The following is a 21,244-nucleotide window of genomic DNA, read 5'->3' on the forward strand; positions in this document are numbered from 1 at the left end:
AAATGGCTGGATGCGAAGCGCCTGAAAGGAGGCTCTCCATGACCCTGCTAGACCGGGAAACCTCACCCGCACGGATCTATGATGAGCGGTTTGTGCCGGCTCTGTTTGCCCAATGGGGGCCGATTGTCGCCGGAGAGGCAGGCATTCAGGGCGGAGACCGCGTTCTTGATGTCGCCTGCGGCACGGGCGCGCTGACGCTGGCTGCCGCGTCCCGCACGGGGCCTTCCGGCGCGGTGGTCGGGCTCGACGCCAATCCCGAAATGCTGGCGGTGGCCCGCAGCAAGAAGACGGCGATCGTCTGGGTTGAGGGCCGTGCCGAGGCGCTGCCATTCTCGGATGCCGACTTCGATGCGGTGGTGAGCCAGTTCGGTCTCATGTTCTTCGATGACAGGGTAGCGGCCCTGCGTGAAATGCGGCGTGTCCTCCGGCCCGCCGGGCGCATGGCGGTCGCCGTCTGCGATGCGCTGGCGCGTTCGCCCGCTTACGACACATTCGCCGGCTTGCTCGACCGTCTGTTCGGAAAGGCGACGGGAGACGCTTTCCGCGCACCATTCGCACTCGGAGACGCTTGCGCGCTCGAAACCCTGTGTCACGAGGCGGGGCTGCGTGATGCGTCCGTGGTTCGCCACAACGCACAGGTTCGGTTCAAATCCATCGGCGCGCTCGTTTCAACGGAACGCGCCTGTGTTTGGACGCTTGGCGGTCTGCTCGATGACCAGCAGTTCGAACGGCTTCTTGAAGAGAGCGAGGCGGCGCTCGCACCCTTCAGGCAGGCGGATGGTTCTGTGGTGTTCGACATGCCGGCGCTCATCCTGCGCGCCACGGCGACCTGACAGAAGCCCCGCCGGCGCGCCTATTTGCACGCCATACGGGTTTCGCGAAGAACGATATACACGCCGCTTGCAATGATGATGGCCGCGCCCACATAGGTCCAGCCGTCGGGCAGTTCGCCCCAGACCAGCCAGCCCAGCAGGCTTGCCCAAAGAAGCGCGGTGTAATCGAAGGGCGCGACGATGGCGGCAGGGGCGAGGCGGAACGCATGGCCGATCAGCGTTATGCCGATGGAGCCGAACACCGCCATGCCGAGGAAAAGCGGCAGGTGATCAAGCGCAAGCGGCTGCCACTCCATCGCCACCACGGGCGTGGCGTAGATGAGCGGAAACAGCGCCACATAGAACATCATCGTCCAGACATTCTCCTCGCGACCGACCCAGCGCGCGCTGATCATGAACAGCGCGTAGCAGAAGGCCGTGCCGACGATGAACAGCGAGGCTGGCTGGAAGGCTTCCGCCCCCGGTCGCACAATCACCAGAACACCGGCAAAGCCGACGCACACGGCCAGCCAGCGCCGCCAGCCCACATGCTCACGCAGAAGCGGCACCGAGAGTGCGGTGATGAAGATCGGGGCGGCAAAGACCAGCGATGTGGCCTCGGCCAGCGGCAGCGTGGCGAGACCGCGAAAGAAAGCGTAGCTTCCAAGCACCATCACGAAGCCACGGGCCGCGTGGACGGCCAGATGCCGCGTGCGGATCGTCGGCAGGCCCTGCGTGGCGATGATGAAGGCGGCGATCATTGGCACGGCCAGAATGTTGCGCCAGAACACGATGTGCAGCGGGCCATAATGCGCGGTAAGCCATTTCGCCATGGCGTCGTTGAACACAAGGCAAAGCACGCCAAGGCAAATGGTGGCAATGGCCGGTCCGGGGCTGTTTCGGGCGTCTGCGGTTTCAACGGTCATGGGGTATGGGTCTCCAGCCAGGACTGCACCACCGGGTCGTCTGCCTCGGTCAGGAAGTGGCCTGCCGCCACCGTTTCCACGGTCACCGTCGCGCCCGCGGCGCTGAGCGTGTCGCACAGGGCCTGCGGCTGCCGGGTCAGGCGATCTTCCGCGCCAACGACCATCAACACCTCAACGCCCGTAAGATCGGCCTCTGGTGATTCCTCCAGCACGTCCATCGGACGGATGAGCACCGCTTTGCGCACCCAGCCCGGGTGAAGCCGCATGAAGGCGGCCAGAAAATTCGCTCCGTTGGAATAGCCCATATGCACCGTGTTGGAGGCTTTGACCCCATAGGTGGCGGCAGCGCCTTCGCAGAAGGCTTCAAAGGCTTCCGCCTCGGAGCGAATGTCGGCCTGATCGAAGCGCATCTGCGGCAGGCGGCGGAACCAGCGCGCCGCACCTTCCTCGGTGGCCCGCCCGCGCACCCCCAGAAGCGTGGCGTGCGGGGCCGTGCGTGCGGCAAGCGGCATCAGGCTGGTCTCCGTGCCGCCGGACCCATGCAGAAGCACGATGTGCCCGCCATCTGGCGCGTCGGGCGTGTGGAAACGGTGCACGAATGGAAGCTCACGATAGATCACGCGCGGTTCGCCGGGCATCGCGAATTGCGGCAGCACCACGCGGAAGGCTTCCTCATCGCCGGCCGGGGCCTGCGGAATGAAAAGCGTGCTTCCCAGCGTCTCCTGCGGCTCATCCACGCCCATTCCCGGCGCATCGGTTGCCATCTCGACGAGAACGCCGCCGGGCTCGCGGGCATAAAGCGAGGTGAAATATTTGCGATCATGGATCGTGGTGGGTGTCGCATTGCTGCGCCTGAGGCTGGCCTCGGTCGCTTCCAGCGCCTGTTCGGAAGTTGCGCGAAGGGCGATGTGGTCGACCGTGCCGGCGCCCGGCGCGCTTGACCAGAAACCCTGCACATTGCGCAGATCAAGCGCGTCGCCCGTCTCGGAGACAAGGCGTTCGATGGCACCGTCGCTCATTCCGGGCCGATAGCCGAAATGCTTGGTGAAGAAGGCGCGCGTCAGATCCTGCTCCTCGGTGAAGAGCGTCGCGCTGCGCAGATTGCCGACTGCATGTTCCGGCGGAATGCCGTCAGCCGCCCAGGGCGCTGCATGGCGCAGTCCGGCTACGCCCACGAGTTTGACGATGATCCCGTCTGGATCCTTCAGCCGCAGCACGGGCTCACCCAGCTCGTTGCGCGGCCCCTCCGGCCTGAGGCCGGCGGCGAGCGCGCGCGTCAGCCAGAAGCCGATGCTCTCCGGTTGAATGGCGAGTGCGAACTCACCGATCTGGCCATAGCCTGCGCGGCCCGGCGCACCGTCTTCCCAGACAAGAAAGGTAACGAGCGAGCCCGGCGTGCCGGCCGCGTCGCCATAGAACAGGTGCAACTGCTCGGCATCCTCGAAGCCCGCCGTCTGCTTGACCAGCCGCAGCCCCAGAAAACCGGCATAGAAATCCACATTGGCCTGCACCTTGCGGGTTATCAGCGTGATGTGATGGATGCCGCTGCTCATGGTCTGTTCTTTCTGCGAAACTGCACTCGATTGTCTGGAAGGTGGCACCGGCGCCCGTCGGCGTCCAGATGGCATTGGTGCGGCACTTCCGCAAGCCAGCGTGAAGCTCAGTAAAAAAAAGCCCCGCAACGCTGGTTGCGGGGCAGTTTTGGACGGTCTGCTTGGGTAATTACTGAACTAGGACCGGCCGTTCGCAGCTGACACCGGTGACCCGAACATCGGCTTCGCCGATCTTCACGCCGGCAAGCGCCAGCACATTGTAGAGAAGTTCGTCGATGGGGGCTGTCAGGCCCGCCAGAAGCGTTTTCACGGTTCCCTGCACTAAAGGGCCGTTCAGGAGCGTGCCGCCCAGCAGCGAGCCGCCCAGAACCTTTGCCTCGAGTTGCAGGTTTTCGAGCAGCGAGCCGGTCACCGAACCCAGAAGGTTGCGCGTGGACACACTCTTCACACGCGCCTGATGAATGTCGGAATCGGAAAACCGAAGCCGCGACGGGCGCAGGTTCTGTCCCTCGATATGGGCCATGCCTTCGAGCGAGATGGAGAGCAGCCCGTCGACATCGATCATCTTGGCCGGGGTCACGCGCGCTTCCTCCGAGAATGTCGACAGAACGCTGTCATCCACCTCGCCGAGCGCCACTTCCAGAACGCCGGGCATGGCGTCGATGGTGACGCTGCCGCTGTTGGGCGAGGAAGGGCTGCACTGAATGTCGGCAAGCCGCGCCTCGGCATGGGCGACTTCCACATAGAGCGGCACGCGAAGCCTGGTGCGCAGGACGATCAGGTTGATGTCGAGTTCAAACGAGACCTTCAGCCGGGTCTGGGCCGTTCTGACGGCGGTTCCGATCGGGCCGAGCGCGTGGCTTGGCGTACCCACCGGCGGTTCGCCGATCGCCAGGCTGACGGAAAGATTCGTCAGTGGCGGCAGGCTGAGCCCCGTGTCGACGGCAATCTGGTTTTCGCCATTGGCGAGTGCCGCTGCCGCCGTGATGATCTCCAGAACGCCGATCTTCATGTCCCATGGCGCATCTGTCGCCAGTGTCAGGGCGTTCTTGGCGTCGAGATTGAGGATGCGGTCCAGCCGGATCGTTTCGGCGTTTTTGGACGTGGCTGTCTCAAGCGTCTTGAGCACGGTCTGCACTGTGGGCGGAACGCCGCTTGTCAGCCGGATCGTGGACAGAAGCTGCGGCAGCGTCAGATCCGTTGCCAGGATCTCGTCATAGGTGAGGGCGGTCAGGTCCAGCCTTGTCGCCAGTGTCTGCATGAAGGCGAGCACATCGACATCCGCGTCGAGCAGCGCCTCATAGTCCATCGCCTTGAGTGAGATCGTTGTACCCAGAAGGCCGCCAAGAAGGCTGTTGAGAATGCCTCCGTTCAGGCTGGCGAGGCGAGAGCCGACCGAGAATCCGGCCAGTTTCTCCGACGAGGCCGTTCCAACGGCGGAGAGCTCGGGCGCATCGGTGAACAGAGACCCGAAATAGATGTTGCCTTCCTTCCGGATCGTCACCTTGGCGGCGTCCGGCGAGGTCTCCATCTCCACAAAACGCAGATTTGCGGCGATTGACGGGTCGGGATAGTAGCGACCACGTACAAGTTTCGCGACGCCGCGCTTTTGCTGGTCGATATACTCTTCTTCCGTCAGATATCGCTCATCAAGCAGGAGGCCGTCTTCGGTCTCGACTGCAATGTTGTGGTTGTTGAGCGCGAAGAACTTCGCCACCGCTTCTTCCGCGTTGACGATGTCTGCCGCCGCCACGATGGAGGCAAGGTCCGCCGCCTTTTGCAGCTTGCGGTCCTGAAGCGTGAGATTGCCATAATCGACCGCAAGCGCGAGGCAGCCGATCATGATCGGCAGGAAGAGCGCGAACAGCGTCGCGACATTGGCCCTGGTGTCTCTCACAAAGCGACGGGCGAGGGGAAGCAGCGCCCGCATCTCAGAGACCTCCGAGCCGGATGGTCGAGAAACCGACAATCTCCTTGTCCGGCATCGCATATGAATAGAGCGACCAGATCGGCAGATCGCTGGCGTCGTATTTGACGGTTACCGTAAACTGGTTTGGATTTCCGGCATCGTCAGCGACATTGATGTTGAACTTCTCGGCATTGATGAACGGGTGGTCCATCATCGACTGCTCAATGAAGTCGCGTGCGATTGTCTGCCGCTCGGTCTGGGAAAGACCGGCAACCGCCGCTCGCGCCGCGTCGGCGCTTACCTGTTGCACGGAGTGCGATGCGCTCAGATAGATGCCATAGGCGATCATCGAGAAGACTGTCAGGAAAAACACAGGCGCGATGATCGCGAATTCGAGAGCTGCCGTGCCGTCTGATCGGTCCAGAAATTTTCTGATAATTCTTTTTGTCATTCCAATACTCCCAAGCCCGGCATCAGGATTCAGGAGCAAAATTAAACAAAGAATAAAGCGGACTATAAACTTGTAGTATAGCCAGATGCAATTTAGGGTTTAATCAAGAAATCAAAGCAACCCTGGATAAATATATTTCAGCAACCTATAGGACAACTCAAGGTTATGCAAGTAATGATTGAGAGATAATTCTTGGCGCCCGGAGGGGCGGTTTTGCGGTGGTTTGCAAGGTGCAGGCGGGTTTGTCAGCTTCATCCAAGGATTGAAAAAAGATACCAATCAGTGGTTTTGAACAAATGTCGCATAAAGGGCGGTTTTTGTTTCTGCCGCCTATAAACCTCTGCGAAAAAAAACAAAAAAATGAGCCGGGACCTGACAGTAAGAGAGCCAGAAGTTGCATTTTTTGTTTTCTGAAACCATTCCGGCTAAGCAAGTTCCGTTGCGTCAGGCAGCGTTTTTGTGCGCCAAAAGAGCAGGGGCAAGATCACCTCGCTCCATGATGGCAACGCTCTCCAGTTCCAGCCATTTGGCGAACCGCCTTAGTTCACAAGACAAGACCTCCGCCGTTTCTGCCGGCGCATGCGGTTCGGCATGGGCCGCCTGGACCAGAAGCGTGCGTTTGGCGCGGTCGGCCTTCAGGTCGACGCGGGCGACGATGCGGTCGCCCATGAGAAACGGCAGCACGTAATATCCATGCACGCGCTTGTGGGCCGGCGTGTAGATCTCGATGCGGTAGCGGAAGCCGAAGATGCGTTCGGCGCGGTCGCGCTCCCAGACAACGGGATCGAAGGGCGCGAGCAGGGCGGGCCTGTCGATGCGACGCGGAAGCTTTGCGTCCCGGTGCAGATAGGCCGTGTTGCGCCAGCCCGTAATCTCGACCGGCAGCAGCGCGCCGGCCTCCACCAGTTCCGCAACGCGGGCCTGCGAGTCGGCCGGCTTCAGGCGAAAATAGTCGCGCAGGTCCGGTTCTGTGGCGACACCCAGTGCACGTGCGGCAATCTCCACCAGCGCGCGCTGCGCATCGTCTTCGCGTGGTGTGGGCGTGTCGAGCACGCTCTGCGGCAGCACGCGCCCGGGCAGATCGTAGAGCCTCTCGAAGCTCGGGCGGCGTGAATGTGTGGTGATGCGGCCGCACCAGAACAGCCATTCCAGCGCTTTCTTGGTCTTGCTCCAGCCCCACCAGCCGCCATCGCCCCGGTCGCCGCCGAAAGCCGAGGAGGCAATCGGGCCTTCGCCCGCGACGCGCTCATATACATGCTCAATGAAGGCGTGTTCTTCACGGGCGAAACGCACGAGCCCCTTGTAGACACCCTGGCCGCGCGCCGCCCGCTCCATGCGCCAGCGCATCAGGGGCTGTGTCTCCACAGGGAGGAGGGAAGCTTCATGCGCCCAGTATTCAAAGAGCATGCGCGGCTTTCTGGACTGGGCGCGCTCCAGAAGTTCGACGGGGTAGGGGCCGAGTCGCGCATAAAGCGGCATCAGATGGGCGCGCGCGACGACATTAACCGAGTCGATCTGCAGAAGGCCGGTTCGTGCGAGCGTGCGCCTTAGATGCTGCCTCTCCACACCGTTTGCCGGCGCAGCAGTGGAAAACCCCTGGGCTCCGAGGGCAATTCGCCGCACCTCGGCGGGCGTGAGTCGCTGCTTTCTCATGGGCTTTGCCGAATTCGCGTGTCCAATATACACAAGACGTAGCGTTTCGTTTCCGGCCGCGCCACCCGACAGGCTTCGCAGCCGCAACCTCTCCTGACAGGACGATGACAGGGCGGAGGTAACTCTTTACACACCGATTTTATGCGTTAAGTCCGCTCATGAAACGCGGCGAAACCGTGTGAGGCAGGCGAAAAACGGCGGAAATGCTTTAGACAATGCCGCATTCTCGCCAATGTTTGACTTGCTTCGCCAAGCGCCCTGCGCTAACCCTCGCCGCGTTGCAACATGAGCCTAGCCTTGCTGCCTCGGCTAGCGGCGCACAAACCCCGGTTACGGGCCTTTGATACGCAGCCTCGCCCGCGGCGGGCAACGGAAAGTCGGACCATGAATGAGCTTCTGAGTTCATACCTACCTATCGTTATTTTCATCGGCGTCGCCCTCGTCGTCGCAATTGCGCTTGTGGTTGCGCCGTTCCTGGTGGCTTACCGCAACCCGGATCCAGAGAAGCTGTCGGCCTATGAGTGCGGCTTCAACGCATTCGACGACGCGCGCATGAAATTCGACGTGCGCTTCTATCTGGTGGCGATTCTGTTCATCATCTTCGATCTGGAAGTCGCGTTCCTCTTCCCGTGGGCGGTGGCGTTCGGTGAAATCGGCTGGCTTGGCTTCTGGTCTATGATGGTGTTCCTCGGTGTTCTGACCATCGGCTTCATCTACGAATGGAAGAAGGGAGCGCTGGAATGGGATTGAACAACGGCACGCTCGTGGCGCCCCAGCCCAAGGGGCTGATCGACCCCCGCACCGGTAATCCGGTCGGCGCGGACGATCCGTTTTACACGGGCCTCAACAACGAGCTTTCCGACAAGGGCTTCATCGTCACGTCGTCGGAAGCGCTGATCACCTGGGCGCGCACCGGCTCGCTTATGTGGATGACCTTCGGTCTGGCCTGCTGCGCCGTCGAGATGATGCACATCTCCATGCCGCGCTACGATGCAGAGCGTTTCGGCATCGCGCCGCGCGCTTCACCGCGCCAGTCCGACGTGATGATCGTCGCCGGCACGCTGACCAACAAGATGGCGCCTGCGCTCCGCAAGGTCTACGACCAGATGCCGGAGCCGCGTTACGTCATCTCCATGGGCTCGTGCGCCAATGGCGGCGGCTACTATCACTATTCCTATTCGGTGGTGCGCGGCTGCGATCGCGTCGTGCCTGTCGATATCTATGTGCCCGGCTGCCCGCCCACGGCGGAAGCGCTGCTTTACGGCATTCTTCTTCTCCAGAAGAAGATCCGTCGCACCGGCACGATCGAACGTTAGAGGCGAGCATGAGCGAAGCGCTGAAGGACCTGGCGGCATACGTCACGGAAAAGCTCGACGCCCAGATTCAGGATGCGGTCGTCGCCTATGGCGAGCTGACCTTCCTGGTCGAGCCGGGTGACATCGTCGATGTGCTCAACTTTCTGAAGAACGACGTGCAGTGCCAGTTCTTCGCCTTTGTCGACATTGCAGGCGCGGATTATCCGGCGCGCGAGAAGCGGTTCGAGGTGGTCTACCATCTCCTGTCGCCGCGCCAGAACCAGCGCGTTCGCGTCAAGGTGTCGACGGATGAAGACACGCCGGTGCCGTCGGTCGTGGAAGTGTTTCCCGCCGCCGACTGGTATGAGCGTGAAACCTACGACATGTACGGCGTGCTGTTTACCGGCCATCCGGACCTGCGCCGCCTTCTGACCGATTACGGTTTCGAAGGGCATCCGCTCCGCAAGGACTTCCCGCTGACCGGCTTTGTCGAGGTCCGCTATGATGACGAGCTGAAGCGCGTCGTCTACGAGCCCGTCAATCTGAGGCAGGAATTCCGCAATTTCGATTTCCTCTCGCCGTGGGAAGGGACGGATTACGTCCTGCCCGGTGATGAGAAGGCGAAAGACTAGAGGTTGGGCAGCGCCAGATGACTGAGCACTCCGTCCGCAATTTCAACATCAACTTCGGCCCGCAGCATCCGGCGGCCCACGGCGTTCTGCGTCTGGTGCTGGAACTCGACGGCGAGGTGGTGGAACGAGTCGATCCGCATATCGGTCTGCTGCACCGCGGCACCGAAAAGCTGATGGAGCACAAGACCTATCTGCAGGCGGTGCCCTATCTGGACCGTCTCGATTACGTCGCGCCGATGAACCAGGAGCATGCCTATGCCCTGGCGATCGAGCGTCTGCTCGACATTCAGGTGCCGATTCGCGGACAGCTTATCCGCGTTCTCTATTCCGAGATCGGCCGTATTCTGAACCACCTCCTGAACGTCACCACACAGGCGATGGACGTGGGCGCGCTCACCCCGCCGCTGTGGGGCTTTGAGGAACGCGAAAAGCTGATGGTGTTCTATGAGCGGGCCTGTGGCGCGCGCATGCACGCAGCCTATTTCCGTCCCGGCGGCGTTCATCAGGACATTCCCGACCAGCTGGTCGAGGACATCGGCAAGTGGATCGATCCGTTCCACAAGACGCTGGACGATCTCGACAGCCTTCTGACCGGCAACCGCATCTTCAAGCAGCGTAACGTCGACATCGGCGTCGTGACGCTCGAAGAGGCATGGGCCTGGGGCTTCTCGGGCGTCATGGTGCGTGGTTCGGGCGCTGCATGGGATCTGCGCAAGAGCCAGCCCTATGAGTGCTATCCGGAGATGGAATTCGACATTCCGATCGGCAAGAACGGCGACTGCTACGACCGCTATCTCATCCGTATGGAAGAGATGCGCCAGTCGGCGAAGATCATGCGCCAGTGCGTTGATCGTCTTCTTGGCAAGGAGCGTGTCGGCCCGGTTTCCAACACCGACGGCAAGGTCGTCCCGCCCAAGCGTGGCGAGATGAAGCGGTCGATGGAAGCGCTGATCCATCACTTCAAGCTCTACACCGAAGGCTACCACGTCCCCGCGGGCGAGGTTTACGCGGCTGTGGAAGCGCCCAAGGGCGAGTTCGGCGTCTATCTGGTCTCCGACGGCTCCAACAAGCCCTATCGCTGCAAGCTGCGCGCACCGGGCTTTGCTCATCTCCAGGCCATGGATTTCCTGTGCCGCGGCCATCTTCTGGCCGACGTCGCCGCCGTTCTTGGCTCCCTCGACATCGTGTTTGGTGAGGTAGACAGATAAATGTCAGTCCGCCGTCTCGCAGACGAAGCCGTCCAGCCCGAAAGCTTCGCATTCTCCTCCGCCATGAGCGGGGAGGTGAAGCGCTGGCTGGGCAAATACCCGCAGGACCGCAAGCAGTCGGCGGTGATCCCGCTGCTCATGCTGGCGCAGGAGCAGGAAGGCTGGGTCACGCGCGCAGCCATCGAGCATGTCGCAGAAATGCTGGACATGCCGCTGATCCGTGTTCTGGAAGTGGCGACCTTCTACACCCAGTTCCAGCTCGCGCCGGTCGGCACGCGCGCCCACATTCAGGTCTGCGGCACCACGCCGTGCATGCTGCGTGGTTCGGGCGAGCTCATCGAGCTGTGCAAGAAGAAGATCAATCCCGAGCCGTTCCACCTCAATGAGGAAGGCACGCTGTCGTGGGAAGAAGTCGAGTGTCAGGGCGCATGCGTCAACGCACCGATGGTCATGATCTTCAAGGACACCTATGAGGATCTGACGCCGCAGCGTCTCGAAGAGATCATCGATGCATTCGAGGCAGGCAAGGGCGATACGATCGAACCCGGTCCGCAGATCGACCGCATCTTCTCCGGTGCGGCTGGCGGTCTGACCGCGCTGACCGACGAGAAGGCCGTCACCGGCAAGGCGAAGGCTTCCTCTTCCAGGGCGGCCGCGACCGGGACGAAGGTTCCGCCGTCTCAGGCAGCCAAGCCCGACACGTCTGCAGCCGTGACCGATCCGGCCATCAAATCGCCGTCGCCGGTCAAGGCCGACAATGGTGCGACCTCTGCAACCGCCAAGAGCGCGCCGCAGAAGGCCGCGAAGCCTAGCCTTGAAGACAAGAACCGCCCCGAAGGCATTGAGCGTCCGGCTGAAACGGACGATCTGAAGCTGATTTCCGGCGTCGGTCCGAAGATCGAGGGCATTCTGCACGAGATCGGCATTTTCACCTTTGCGCAGGTCGCCAAGTGGAAGAAGGCCGAGCGCGAGTGGGTTGACGGATATCTGAGTTTCCATGGCCGCATTGAGCGCGACGACTGGGTCAAGCAGGCCAAGGCGCTCGCCAAGGGCGGCGAAGCCGAATACATCAAGGTCTTCGGCAAGAAGCCGAGGTGAGGGACGAAGCCATGCTCGCTGACAAGGACCGCATCTTTACCAATATCTACGGCCAGTTCGACCGTTCGCTGAAGGGCGCGCAGTCGCGCGGCCTCTGGGACAACACGAAGGGACTGGTCGACAAGGGCCGCGACTGGATCATCAACGAGATGAAGGCTTCGGGCCTGCGCGGGCGCGGTGGCGCCGGCTTCCCGACCGGTCTCAAATGGTCGTTCATGCCGAAAGAGCCGGGCGACCGTCCGCATTACCTCGTCGTCAATGCCGACGAGTCGGAGCCGGGTACCTGTAAAGACCGCGACATCATGCGCCACGATCCGCACACGCTGATCGAGGGCTGCCTGATCGCCGGTTTCGCCATGGGCGCGCACACCGCATACATCTATGTGCGTGGCGAGTTCGTGCGTGAGCGCGAGGCGCTCGAGCGCGCCATCGCCGAGTGCTACGACGCGGGCCTTCTGGGCAAGAACAACAAGTGCGGCTGGGACATGGACGTCTTCGTTCATCACGGCGCCGGCGCTTATATCTGCGGTGAGGAAACCGCGCTGCTCGAAAGCCTTGAAGGCAAGAAGGGCCAGCCGCGTCTCAAGCCGCCATTCCCGGCCAATGTCGGTCTCTATGGCTGCCCGACGACCGTGAACAACGTCGAATCCATCGCCGTTGCGCCGACCATTCTGCGCCGCGGCGCGTCCTGGTTCTCCTCCTTCGGGCGTGAGAACAACAAGGGCACGAAGCTCTTCTGCATCTCCGGTCACGTGAACACGCCGTGCACGGTGGAAGAAGAGATGTCGATTCCGTTCCGCGAGCTGATCGAACGCCATTGCGGGGGCATTCGCGGCGGCTGGGACAATCTCCTCGCGGTCATTCCGGGTGGCTCCTCGGTGCCGCTGGTGCCGGCGCACGAGATCATCGACACGCCGATGGACTTCGACAGCCTGCGCGAGCTGAAGTCGGGTCTGGGCACCGCCGCCGTGATCGTCATGGACAAGTCCACTGACATCGTGAAGGCGATTGCGCGGCTTTCCTACTTCTACAAGCACGAGAGCTGCGGCCAGTGCACGCCGTGCCGTGAAGGCACCGGCTGGATGTGGCGTGTGATGGAGCGTCTGGTCGTCGGCCAGGCCCAGAAACACGAAATCGACATGCTGCTCGACGTGACGAAGCAGGTGGAAGGACACACGATCTGCGCCCTTGGCGATGCGGCTGCATGGCCGATCCAGGGTCTCGTGCGTCATTTCCGCCCGGAAATCGAGCGGCGTATCGACGAATTCACCCGCAATGGTCATCAGGTGCAGCCGGCACTGGTGGCAGCGGAATAAGAGTGAAGATTTTGCTCCGGAAGGGGCGAGAGGCAAGCGGACAGCGACCATGGCAAAATTGAAAGTCGACGGCACGGAGATCGAGGTTCCCGATCACTACACGCTGCTGCAGGCCGCCGAAGAGGCGGGCGCGGAGGTGCCGCGTTTCTGTTTTCATGAGCGTCTGTCGATCGCCGGCAACTGCCGTATGTGTCTGGTGGAAGTGAAGGGCGGACCGCCCAAGCCGGCCGCATCCTGCGCCATGGGCGTGCGTGATCTGCGTCCCGGCCCCAATGGCGAGCCGCCGGAAGTGTTCACCAACACGCCGATGGTCAAGAAGGCCCGCGAAGGCGTGATGGAGTTCCTGCTCATCAACCATCCGCTCGATTGCCCGATCTGCGATCAGGGCGGCGAGTGCGATCTGCAGGACCAGGCGATGGCCTTTGGCGTGGATTCTTCGCGCTACAAGGAAAACAAGCGCGCCGTCGAAGACAAATATATCGGACCGCTCGTGAAGACGATCATGACGCGCTGCATTCACTGCACGCGCTGCGTTCGCTTCACCACCGAAGTGGCCGGCATTTCCGAGCTTGGCCTGATCGGCCGCGGCGAGGATGCCGAGATCACCACCTATCTCGAGCACGCAATGACGTCCGAGCTGCAGGGCAACGTGATCGACCTTTGCCCGGTCGGAGCGCTGACCTCCAAGCCCTACGCCTTCCAGGCGCGTCCGTGGGAGCTGAACAAGACCCAGTCCGTCGACGTGATGGATGCAGTCGGCTCGGCCATCCGCGTCGACACGCGTGGCCGTGAAGTCATGCGCGTCATGCCGCGCATCAATGAGGCGGTGAACGAGGAGTGGATCTCCGACAAGTCGCGCTTCATCTGGGACGGCCTGCGCACGCAGCGCCTCGACCGTCCGTATGTGCGCAAGGACAACCGTCTGCAGCCGGCCTCCTGGGGCGAGGCGTTCGACGCCATCGCCAGGGCCGTTTCCGCAACGACGTCCGACAGGATCGGCGCGATTGCCGGCGATCTGGCAGCTGTCGAGGAAATGTACGCGCTCAAGGCGCTGATGCAGTCGCTCGGTTCCCCGAACTACGATTGCCGTCAGGATGGTGCTGCACTCGATCCGGCGCTTGGCCGTGCAGGCTATGTGTTCAACCCGACCATCGAAGGCATCGAGGATGCCGACGCGCTTCTGATCGTCGGCGCCAATCCGCGCTTCGAGGCTTCGGTTCTCAATGCCCGCATCCGCAAGCGCTGGCGCATGGGCGACTTCCCGGTCGGCGTGATCGGCGAGATGGGTGACCTGCGTTACGATTACGACATGCTCGGCACTGGAGCGGACACGCTGCAGGAGCTGGTCGACGGCAAGGGCAAGTTCGCTTCCGTTCTGAAGAAGGCAAAGCGGCCGATGATCGTGGTCGGGCAGGGGGCTCTGGCCCGCACCGACGGCGCAGCCATTCTCGGTCTTGCAGCCAAGCTCGCCGGTTCCGTCAACGCCGTGTCCGACGAGTGGAACGGTTTTGCCGTTCTGCACACGGCGGCAGCCCGCGTCGGCGGCCTCGACCTCGGCTTCGTGCCGGAGAAGGGCGGTAAGGACGTGAACGGTATGATGGGCGCACTGGATGTGCTCTTCCTGCTCGGCGCTGACGAAATCGACATGAACGCCATCGGCGACGCCTTCACCGTTTACATCGGCACCCATGGTGACGCCGGCGCACACCGCGCCGATGTCATCCTGCCGGCAGCCACCTATACGGAGAAGTCCGGCACCTATGTGAACACCGAGGGCCGGGTGCAGATGGGCAACCGCGCCGGTTTCGCACCGGGCGAGGCAAAGGAAGACTGGGCCATTCTTCGGGCGCTGTCCGATGTGCTTGGCCACAGGCTTCCGTTCGACTCGCTGGCTGCCCTGCGCGCCGCGCTTTATGCCGAATTCCCGCATTTCGCAGCCATCGACACGGTCGCTCCGGCCGATCCGGCTGCTATCGAGAAGCTCGCCAGGCTTGGCGGGCGTCTGACCAAGGCTCCCTTCACCTCGCCGGTGAAGGACTTCTATCTGACCAATCCGATTGCCCGCGCGTCGGCCGTCATGGCCGAATGTTCGGCGCTGGCGCGTGGCGAACTGAAACAGGCGGCCGAGTAGAGACGAATGGATACCTTCTTTTCAACCTACGTCCTTCCGGGGCTTCTGATCCTTCTGCAGTCGGTGGCGATGATCGTCATCCTGCTGGTTTTCGTCGCCTATATCCTCTACGCCGACCGTAAGATCTGGGCGGCCGTTCAGCGTCGTCGCGGTCCGAACGTGGTCGGTCCGTGGGGGCTGTTCCAGGCGTTTGCCGACCTCTTCAAGTTCGTCTTCAAGGAGCCGGTCATTCCGTCCGGCGCCAACAAGGGCGTCTTCCTGCTCGCGCCGATGGTTGCAGCCGTGCTCGCCATTTCGGCCTGGGCGGTGATCCCGGTCGCGGAAGGCTGGGCCATTGCCGACGTCAACATCGGCATACTCTATGTCTTCGCCATCGCCTCGCTCGAGGTTTACGGCGTGATCATGGGCGGCTGGGCCTCGAACTCGAAATATCCGTTCCTCGGCGCGCTGCGCTCGGCGGCGCAGATGGTCTCCTACGAAGTCTCCATCGGCTTCGTGATGGTCACAGTCCTGCTCACGGTCGGCTCGCTCAACCTGACGGACATCGTCCTGTCGCAGGGCACCGGTCTTGGCACCATGGTCGGCCTGCCGAACTCGTTCCTCGACTGGAACTGGCTCGTGCTGTTCCCGATGTTCATCGTGTTCTTCATCTCCGCTCTTGCCGAGACGAACCGTCCGCCCTTCGATCTGGTCGAAGCGGAATCGGAGCTCGTGGCCGGTCACATGATCGAGTACTCCTCGACGCCGTTCCTGCTCTTCTTCCTGGGCGAGTATGTGGCCATCGTCCTGATGTGCGCGCTCACCACCATCCTGTTCCTGGGTGGCTGGCTGCCGCCGTTCGACTTCGCTCCCTTCACCTGGGTGCCGGGCGTCATCTGGTTCACCCTCAAGGTCTGCCTCGTGTTCTTCATGTTCTCGCTGGTGAAGGCCTTTGTCCCGCGCTACCGCTACGACCAGCTCATGCGCCTTGGCTGGAAAGTGTTCCTGCCGCTGTCGCTGTTCATGGTTGTCGCAACCGCGGCCTTCCTGAAATTCACGGGGATGGCATGACCATGGCCATCACCCAATCTGAAACGCGTTTCGGAGAAAAACGATGACTGCGCTTGCTCAGGCCGCGAAATCGCTGCTTCTCAAAGAGTTCGTCGGGGCTGTCATCCTGTCCATGCGCCAGTTCTTCGCGCCCAAATACACGTTGAACTACCCGCATGAAAAAGGTCCGGTGAGCCCCCGCTTCCGTGGCGAACATGCGCTGCGCCGCTATCCCAATGGTGAAGAGCGCTGCATCGCGTGCAAGCTGTGCGAGGCCATCTGCCCGGCGCAGGCCATCACGATCGAGGCCGGTCCGCGCCGCAATGACGGCACCCGCCGCACGGTGCGCTACGACATCGACATGGTGAAGTGCATCTATTGCGGCTTCTGTCAGGAGGCCTGCCCGGTCGACGCCATCGTCGAGGGGCCGAACTTCGAATTCGCGACGGAAACGCGCGAAGAGCTTTACTACGACAAGGACAAGCTGCTCGCCAATGGCGACCGGTGGGAGCGAGAGCTGGCGCGCAACATCGCGCTGGACGCACCATACCGGTGACGGTTTGACCCGTGGACGGGGGCAGGGCGCCCGTCTACAGCTGCCCCGCTCGAGGCGATCCGCATTCGGATCGGGGCATCGAGACTAATTCGCAGGCGGCAGCCGGCTTCACGCAAGCCGGCTTGCAGTCTAGGAACACGCTAATTTGACGCTCGGCCTGGCCGGGCGGATCGCAGAAGCCGGGCGTTATGCTTCGGCAGGCTAGCTAGGTACCGAGGGAACCATGCTGACAGGACTTGAGGCGATTTTCTTTTATCTGTTCGCCTTCCTAACCGTGGCGGCGGCCTTTATGGTCATTTCCGCGCGCAATCCCGTGCATTCGGTGCTCTATCTGATCGTCGCGTTCTTCAACTCGGCCGGTCTCTTCCTTCTTACGGGCGCTGAATTTCTGGCCTTCATCATGCTGGTCGTCTATGTCGGCGCGGTTGCCGTGCTGTTCCTGTTCGTCGTCATGATGCTGGATGTGGACTTCGCGGAGCTGAAGCGCGGTGCGCTGCAATATGCTCCGGTCGGCGCGCTGGTGGGCATCATCCTGGCTGCGGAGCTGATCGTCGTTCTCGGCGGTTATGCATTCGCGCCGGAGATCGCAGGCGAGGTCGCCCAGCCGACGCCGCCGATCGATGTGCGCCACAACACGGCAGCGCTCGGCGATATCCTCTACACGGATTACATCCACTACTTCCAGATCGCCGGCATGGTGCTGCTGGTCGCCATGATCGGCGCCATCGTGCTCACGCTGCGCCACAAGGAAAACGTCAAGCGGCAGGACATCACTGCCCAGGTGGCGCGCACCCCTGAGACGGCGATCGAGATCAAGAAAGTCGAAACGGGCGAGGGAATCTGATCATGCTGGAAATCGGCATTGCACACTATCTGACCGTCTCGGCGATCCTGTTCACGCTCGGCGTGTTCGGCATCTTCCTCAACCGGAAGAACGTCATCATCATCCTGATGTCGGTCGAGCTCATCCTGCTTGCGGTCAACCTGAACTTCGTCGCCTTCTCCTCGGTTCTTGGAGATCTGGTCGGCCAGGTTTTCGCGCTTTTCGTTCTCACCGTCGCGGCGGCGGAAGCCGCGATTGGCCTTGCCATTCTCGTCGTCTTCTTCCGCAACCGCGGCACCATTGCCGTCGAAGACATCAACATGATGAAGGGCTGAGCATACGGCCATGTATCAAGCGATCGTATTTCTCCCGCTTATCGGCTTTCTGATCGCCGGGCTGTTCGGCCGCTCCATCGGCGCGAAGGCTTCCGAGCTGATCACAAGCGGCCTGATGGTAATCACCGCGCTTCTGTCCTGGGTGGCCTTCTTCTCGGTGGCTCTGGGCAGCGGCGAGGCGTTCACCGTTCCGCTTCTTTCCTTCATCACCTCGGGCAATCTGGATGTGTCCTGGGCGATCCGCGTGGACACGCTCACCGCCGTCATGCTCATCGTGGTCAACACGGTGTCGGCGCTGGTGCACATCTACTCGATCGGCTACATGCATCACGACCCGCATCGGCCGCGCTTCTTCGCCTATCTGTCGCTGTTCACCTTCGCCATGCTCATGCTGGTGACCTCCGACAATCTGGTGCAGATGTTCTTCGGCTGGGAAGGCGTTGGTCTTGCCTCGTACCTCTTGATCGGTTTCTGGTTCAAAAAGCCCTCGGCCAATGCCGCCGCAATGAAGGCCTTCGTCGTCAACCGCGTTGGTGACTTCGGCTTCCTGCTCGGCATCTTCGGCATCTACATGCTGTTCGGCTCGGTCAATTTCAGCACCATCTTCGCCAACGCCGCGACCTATCTGCCGGCTGAAGGCGCGGAAGCGGGCGAACCTGTCCTGACCTTCCTCGGCTACGCGCTCGACAAGGGCGGGGCGCTGACGGCCGTGTGTCTTCTTCTGTTCATGGGCGCCATGGGCAAGTCGGCGCAGGTGCCGCTGCACACCTGGCTGCCGGACGCCATGGAAGGCCCGACGCCGGTTTCCGCACTCATTCACGCCGCTACCATGGTCACCGCCGGTGTCTTCATGGTTGCGCGCCTGTCGCCGGTCTTTGAACTGTCGCACACCGCGCTCACCGTGGTCACCTTCGTCGGCGCCTTTACGGCCTTCTTCGCCGCGACCGTCGGTCTGGTGCAGAACGACATCAAGCGCGTGATTGCCTATTCGACCTGTTCGCAGCTTGGCTACATGTTTGTGGCGCTGGGCACGGGCTTCTACAGCGCGGCCATCTTCCACCTGTTCACGCACGCCTTCTTCAAGGCTCTGCTGTTCCTTGGTTCCGGTTCGGTCATCCACGCCGTTTCCGACGAGCAGGACATGCGCAAGATGGGCGGCCTTCGCAAGCTGATCCCGCAGACCTACTGGATGATGATCATCGGCACGATCGCGCTGACCGGCGTGGGCATCCCGATGACGGTCATCGGCACGGCAGGCTTCTTCTCCAAGGACGCCATCATCGAAGGTGCGTTCGCGGGCCAGAACTACTTCGCGATGTTCGCCTTCGTCATGCTCACCATCGCAGCCGTGTTCACCAGCTTCTATTCCTGGCGTCTGATCTTCATGACCTTCCATGGCAAGCCGCGGGCTTCCGCCGATGTCATGAGCCATGTTCATGAATCGCCGCTGGTCATGCTGGTGCCGCTGTTCATCCTGGCCGCCGGTGCCCTGTTCGCAGGCGTTGCCTTCAAGGGCTTCTTCATCGGCGATGCCTATGACCAGTTCTGGAAGGGTGCCCTGTTCACGCTGCCGGGCAACCACATGCTGGAAGAGTTCCACCATGTTCCGGTCTGGGTGAAGCTTGCTCCGTTCGTCGCCATGCTTCTCGGCCTCTACGTCGCCTGGGTCTACTACATCCGTTCGCCCGAGCGTCCGAAGCGGCTCGCCAAGCAGTTCAGCGGTCTCTACGCATTCCTGCTGAACAAGTGGTACTTCGACGAGCTCTATGACTTCCTGTTCGTTCGCCCGGCGATGCGCCTTGGCCGCTTCCTCTGGAAGAAGGGCGACGGCGCCGTCATCGACGGCCTCGGCCCGGACGGAATTTCGGCCCGGGTGGTCGATGTGACCAACCGGATCGTCAAGCTGCAGAGCGGCTATCTCTATCACTACGCCTTCGCCATGCTCATCGGCGTTGCGGCCCTCGTTACCTGGATGATGCTCGGAGGCACGTTCTAAGCCATGACCGACTGGCCAATTCTTTCCACGGTCACCTTCCTGCCGCTGGTGGGTGCGCTTTTGATCCTCCTTATCCGGGAGGATGGCGCAGGTGCGCGCCGGAACATTCGCAATGTTGCGCTTTTGACGACGGTCTTCACCTTCGTCCTGTCGCTCTTCATCTGGGCTGGCTTCGATCCGTCGACGCCCAGCTTCCAGATGGTCGAGAAGCGCGAGTGGATCGGTTCCGGCATTGCCTATCACATGGGTGTCGACGGCATCTCGATGCTGTTCGTCATCCTCACGACCTTCCTCATGCCGCTGTGTATCTTGGCGAGCTGGAATTCGGTCGAGCACCGCGTCAAGGAGTACATGATCGCGTTCCTGATCCTGGAAACGCTCATGATCGGCGTGTTCTGCGCCCTCGACATCGTGCTCTTCTACGTCTTCTTCGAGGCGGGCCTCATTCCGATGTTCATCATCATCGGCGTGTGGGGCGGCAAGCGTCGCGTTTATGCCAGCTTCAAGTTCTTCCTCTACACGCTTCTGGGATCGGTTCTGATGCTGATCGCCATGATGGCGATGTACTGGGAAGCCGGCACGACCGACATTCCGACGCTGCTCGCGCACGTCTTCCCGTCGGGGATGCAATATTGGCTATGGTTCGCCTTCTTCGCATCCTTCGCGGTGAAGATGCCGATGTGGCCGGTCCACACCTGGTTGCCCGACGCGCACGTTGAAGCGCCGACGGCGGGCTCGGTCATTCTGGCGGGCATTCTCCTGAAAATGGGCGGCTACGGCTTCCTGCGTTTCTCGCTGCCCATGTTCCCGGTCGCCTCCATCGATCTTGCGCCTCTGGTGTTCGCGCTGTCCGTCATCGCCATCGTCTACACGTCGCTGGTGGCGCTGATGCAGGAGGACATCAAGAAGCTGATCGCCTACTCGTCGGTCGCCCATATGGGCTTCGTCACCATGGGTATCTTCGCCATGAACGAGCAGGGCGTGCAGGGCGCGATCTTCCAGATGCTCTCGCATGGTCTGGTCTCGGGCGCGCTCTTCCTGTGTGTCGGCGTCATTTATGACCGCATGCACACCCGCGAGATCGCGGCCTATGGCGGCCTCGTGAACAACATGCCCAAATACGCCACGGTGTTCATGATCTTCACCATGGCCAATGTGGGCCTGCCGGGCACCAGCGGGTTTGTCGGCGAGTTCCTGACGCTTCTGTCGGTGTTCAAGGTCAACACCTGGGTGGCTTTCTTCGCCACGACCGGCGTGATCCTGTCGGCAGCCTATGCACTGTGGCTCTATCGCCGCGTGGTCTTCGGCTCGCTCACCAAGGAAAGCCTGAAGGGCATGCTCGACCTCTCCGCGCGTGAGAAGCTCATCCTCTACCCGCTTGTGGTTCTGGTGATCTTCTTCGGTGTCTACCCGGCACCGCTCCTCGATGCGACGGCGGTTTCGGTCGAAGCGCTTGTGAATAATGTCTCCCTGTCGGCCGACATGGCACGGGAAGCGGCAGCAGCTGCCGCGCAGTAAACG

At 61.8% G+C, this 21,244-nt stretch carries 19 protein-coding genes; 14 read left to right on the top strand and 5 right to left on the bottom strand.

What is annotated here, in order from left to right:
* Positions 1 to 38 precede the first annotated feature (38 nt).
* The gene (locus DEJ54_RS12985; RefSeq protein WP_113154943.1) at positions 39 to 833 is read left to right on the top strand and encodes a methyltransferase domain-containing protein; all 795 of its coding nucleotides are present in this window, start codon (positions 39 to 41) and stop codon (positions 831 to 833) included.
* A gap of 20 nt (positions 834 to 853) precedes the next feature.
* Here the strand turns inward: DEJ54_RS12985 and DEJ54_RS12990 are convergent, their stop codons facing one another.
* From DEJ54_RS12990 to DEJ54_RS13010, 5 genes are all read right to left on the bottom strand, one after another.
* The gene (locus DEJ54_RS12990) at positions 854 to 1,738 is read right to left on the bottom strand and encodes a DMT family transporter (RefSeq protein WP_113154944.1); all 885 of its coding nucleotides are present in this window, start codon (positions 1,736 to 1,738) and stop codon (positions 854 to 856) included.
* Positions 1,735 to 3,291 (bottom strand): VOC family protein, encoded by a 1,557-nt coding sequence (locus DEJ54_RS12995; RefSeq protein ID WP_113154945.1) that lies wholly within the window; start codon positions 3,289 to 3,291, stop codon positions 1,735 to 1,737. Before DEJ54_RS12995 ends, DEJ54_RS12990 begins: the two co-directional genes overlap by 4 nt.
* 169 nt (positions 3,292 to 3,460) lie before the next feature.
* A complete protein-coding gene (locus tag DEJ54_RS13000) occupies positions 3,461 to 5,221 on the bottom strand; it encodes a pilus assembly protein TadG-related protein (protein WP_113154946.1) in 1,761 nt (586 codons plus the stop codon).
* A gap of 1 nt (position 5,222) precedes the next feature.
* Positions 5,223 to 5,651, bottom strand: coding sequence for a TadE/TadG family type IV pilus assembly protein (locus tag DEJ54_RS13005; RefSeq protein ID WP_113154947.1), 429 nt, complete (start codon positions 5,649 to 5,651; stop codon positions 5,223 to 5,225).
* Positions 5,652 to 6,095: 444 nt separating this feature from the next.
* Positions 6,096 to 7,304: a winged helix-turn-helix domain-containing protein gene (locus tag DEJ54_RS13010; RefSeq protein WP_113154948.1), complete on the bottom strand. Its 1,209-nt coding sequence runs from the start codon at positions 7,302 to 7,304 to the stop codon at positions 6,096 to 6,098.
* 384 nt (positions 7,305 to 7,688) lie between these two features.
* On the opposite strand from DEJ54_RS13010, the gene DEJ54_RS13015 reads away from it, so the two are divergent.
* The 13 genes from DEJ54_RS13015 (at position 7,689) to DEJ54_RS13075 (ending at position 21,241) form a co-directional block, all read left to right on the top strand.
* Complete coding sequence (locus DEJ54_RS13015) at positions 7,689 to 8,054, top strand: NADH-quinone oxidoreductase subunit A (protein ID WP_113154949.1); 366 nt, start codon at positions 7,689 to 7,691, stop codon at positions 8,052 to 8,054.
* Positions 8,045 to 8,620, top strand: a complete 576-nt coding sequence (locus DEJ54_RS13020; RefSeq protein WP_113154950.1) for an NADH-quinone oxidoreductase subunit B family protein — start codon at positions 8,045 to 8,047, stop codon at positions 8,618 to 8,620. The genes DEJ54_RS13015 and DEJ54_RS13020 overlap by 10 nt, the downstream gene beginning before the upstream one ends.
* 8 nt (positions 8,621 to 8,628) lie before the next feature.
* Positions 8,629 to 9,231: an NADH-quinone oxidoreductase subunit C gene (locus DEJ54_RS13025; protein ID WP_113154951.1), complete on the top strand. Its 603-nt coding sequence runs from the start codon at positions 8,629 to 8,631 to the stop codon at positions 9,229 to 9,231.
* A 17-nt stretch (positions 9,232 to 9,248) separates the two neighbouring features.
* A complete protein-coding gene (locus DEJ54_RS13030) occupies positions 9,249 to 10,439 on the top strand; it encodes an NADH-quinone oxidoreductase subunit D (RefSeq protein ID WP_113154952.1) in 1,191 nt (396 codons plus the stop codon).
* Positions 10,440 to 11,537 (top strand): NADH-quinone oxidoreductase subunit E, encoded by a 1,098-nt coding sequence (locus tag DEJ54_RS13035; RefSeq protein ID WP_113154953.1) that lies wholly within the window; start codon positions 10,440 to 10,442, stop codon positions 11,535 to 11,537.
* Between the two features lie 11 nt (positions 11,538 to 11,548).
* Positions 11,549 to 12,853 carry an NADH-quinone oxidoreductase subunit NuoF gene (gene nuoF / locus DEJ54_RS13040; protein ID WP_113156261.1) on the top strand — a complete coding sequence of 435 codons (1,305 nt, stop codon included), beginning with the start codon at positions 11,549 to 11,551 and terminating at the stop codon, positions 12,851 to 12,853.
* A 49-nt stretch (positions 12,854 to 12,902) separates the two neighbouring features.
* Positions 12,903 to 14,984, top strand: a complete 2,082-nt coding sequence (gene nuoG / locus DEJ54_RS13045) for an NADH-quinone oxidoreductase subunit NuoG (protein WP_113154954.1) — start codon at positions 12,903 to 12,905, stop codon at positions 14,982 to 14,984.
* Positions 14,985 to 14,990: 6 nt separating this feature from the next.
* Positions 14,991 to 16,034: an NADH-quinone oxidoreductase subunit NuoH gene (nuoH, locus tag DEJ54_RS13050; protein WP_113154955.1), complete on the top strand. Its 1,044-nt coding sequence runs from the start codon at positions 14,991 to 14,993 to the stop codon at positions 16,032 to 16,034.
* Between the two features lie 43 nt (positions 16,035 to 16,077).
* The gene (nuoI, locus tag DEJ54_RS13055; RefSeq protein WP_113154956.1) at positions 16,078 to 16,569 is read left to right on the top strand and encodes an NADH-quinone oxidoreductase subunit NuoI; all 492 of its coding nucleotides are present in this window, start codon (positions 16,078 to 16,080) and stop codon (positions 16,567 to 16,569) included.
* Between the two features lie 223 nt (positions 16,570 to 16,792).
* Positions 16,793 to 17,413, top strand: a complete 621-nt coding sequence (locus DEJ54_RS13060) for an NADH-quinone oxidoreductase subunit J (protein ID WP_113154957.1) — start codon at positions 16,793 to 16,795, stop codon at positions 17,411 to 17,413.
* A gap of 5 nt (positions 17,414 to 17,418) precedes the next feature.
* Positions 17,419 to 17,727 (top strand): NADH-quinone oxidoreductase subunit NuoK, encoded by a 309-nt coding sequence (gene nuoK, locus DEJ54_RS13065; protein ID WP_025030250.1) that lies wholly within the window; start codon positions 17,419 to 17,421, stop codon positions 17,725 to 17,727.
* Between the two features lie 10 nt (positions 17,728 to 17,737).
* Entirely contained in the window at positions 17,738 to 19,723 is a 1,986-nt protein-coding gene (gene nuoL / locus DEJ54_RS13070; protein WP_113154958.1) for an NADH-quinone oxidoreductase subunit L, read from the top strand.
* Between the two features lie 3 nt (positions 19,724 to 19,726).
* The gene (locus DEJ54_RS13075; RefSeq protein ID WP_113154959.1) at positions 19,727 to 21,241 is read left to right on the top strand and encodes an NADH-quinone oxidoreductase subunit M; all 1,515 of its coding nucleotides are present in this window, start codon (positions 19,727 to 19,729) and stop codon (positions 21,239 to 21,241) included.
* The last annotated feature ends 3 nt before the right edge of the window (positions 21,242 to 21,244 follow it).

The organism is Nitratireductor sp. OM-1 (assembly GCF_003296175.1).
Taxonomy (GTDB): Bacteria; Pseudomonadota; Alphaproteobacteria; order Rhizobiales; family Rhizobiaceae; genus Nitratireductor; species Nitratireductor aquimarinus.

Bases quoted from the DNA above. Each gene is read 5' to 3' on its own strand.
- nuoI (WP_113154956.1), top strand. From the start codon at position 16,078: ATGACTGCGCTTGCTCAGGCCGCGAAATCGCTGCTTCTCAAAGAGTTC.
- DEJ54_RS13030 (WP_113154952.1), top strand. From the start codon at position 9,249: ATGACTGAGCACTCCGTCCGCAATTTCAACATCAACTTCGGCCCGCAG.
- nuoH (WP_113154955.1), top strand. From the start codon at position 14,991: ATGGATACCTTCTTTTCAACCTACGTCCTTCCGGGGCTTCTGATCCTT.
- DEJ54_RS12985 (WP_113154943.1), top strand. From the start codon at position 39: ATGACCCTGCTAGACCGGGAAACCTCACCCGCACGGATCTATGATGAG.
- DEJ54_RS13060 (WP_113154957.1), top strand. From the start codon at position 16,793: ATGCTGACAGGACTTGAGGCGATTTTCTTTTATCTGTTCGCCTTCCTA.
- DEJ54_RS13005 (WP_113154947.1), bottom strand. From the start codon at position 5,651: ATGACAAAAAGAATTATCAGAAAATTTCTGGACCGATCAGACGGCACG.
- DEJ54_RS13035 (WP_113154953.1), top strand. From the start codon at position 10,440: ATGTCAGTCCGCCGTCTCGCAGACGAAGCCGTCCAGCCCGAAAGCTTC.
- nuoG (WP_113154954.1), top strand. From the start codon at position 12,903: ATGGCAAAATTGAAAGTCGACGGCACGGAGATCGAGGTTCCCGATCAC.
- DEJ54_RS13010 (WP_113154948.1), bottom strand. From the start codon at position 7,304: ATGAGAAAGCAGCGACTCACGCCCGCCGAGGTGCGGCGAATTGCCCTC.
- DEJ54_RS13075 (WP_113154959.1), top strand. From the start codon at position 19,727: ATGACCGACTGGCCAATTCTTTCCACGGTCACCTTCCTGCCGCTGGTG.
- DEJ54_RS13000 (WP_113154946.1), bottom strand. From the start codon at position 5,221: ATGCGGGCGCTGCTTCCCCTCGCCCGTCGCTTTGTGAGAGACACCAGG.
- DEJ54_RS12990 (WP_113154944.1), bottom strand. From the start codon at position 1,738: ATGACCGTTGAAACCGCAGACGCCCGAAACAGCCCCGGACCGGCCATT.
- DEJ54_RS13020 (WP_113154950.1), top strand. From the start codon at position 8,045: ATGGGATTGAACAACGGCACGCTCGTGGCGCCCCAGCCCAAGGGGCTG.
- DEJ54_RS12995 (WP_113154945.1), bottom strand. From the start codon at position 3,291: ATGAGCAGCGGCATCCATCACATCACGCTGATAACCCGCAAGGTGCAG.
- nuoL (WP_113154958.1), top strand. From the start codon at position 17,738: ATGTATCAAGCGATCGTATTTCTCCCGCTTATCGGCTTTCTGATCGCC.
- DEJ54_RS13025 (WP_113154951.1), top strand. From the start codon at position 8,629: ATGAGCGAAGCGCTGAAGGACCTGGCGGCATACGTCACGGAAAAGCTC.
- DEJ54_RS13015 (WP_113154949.1), top strand. From the start codon at position 7,689: ATGAATGAGCTTCTGAGTTCATACCTACCTATCGTTATTTTCATCGGC.
- nuoF (WP_113156261.1), top strand. From the start codon at position 11,549: ATGCTCGCTGACAAGGACCGCATCTTTACCAATATCTACGGCCAGTTC.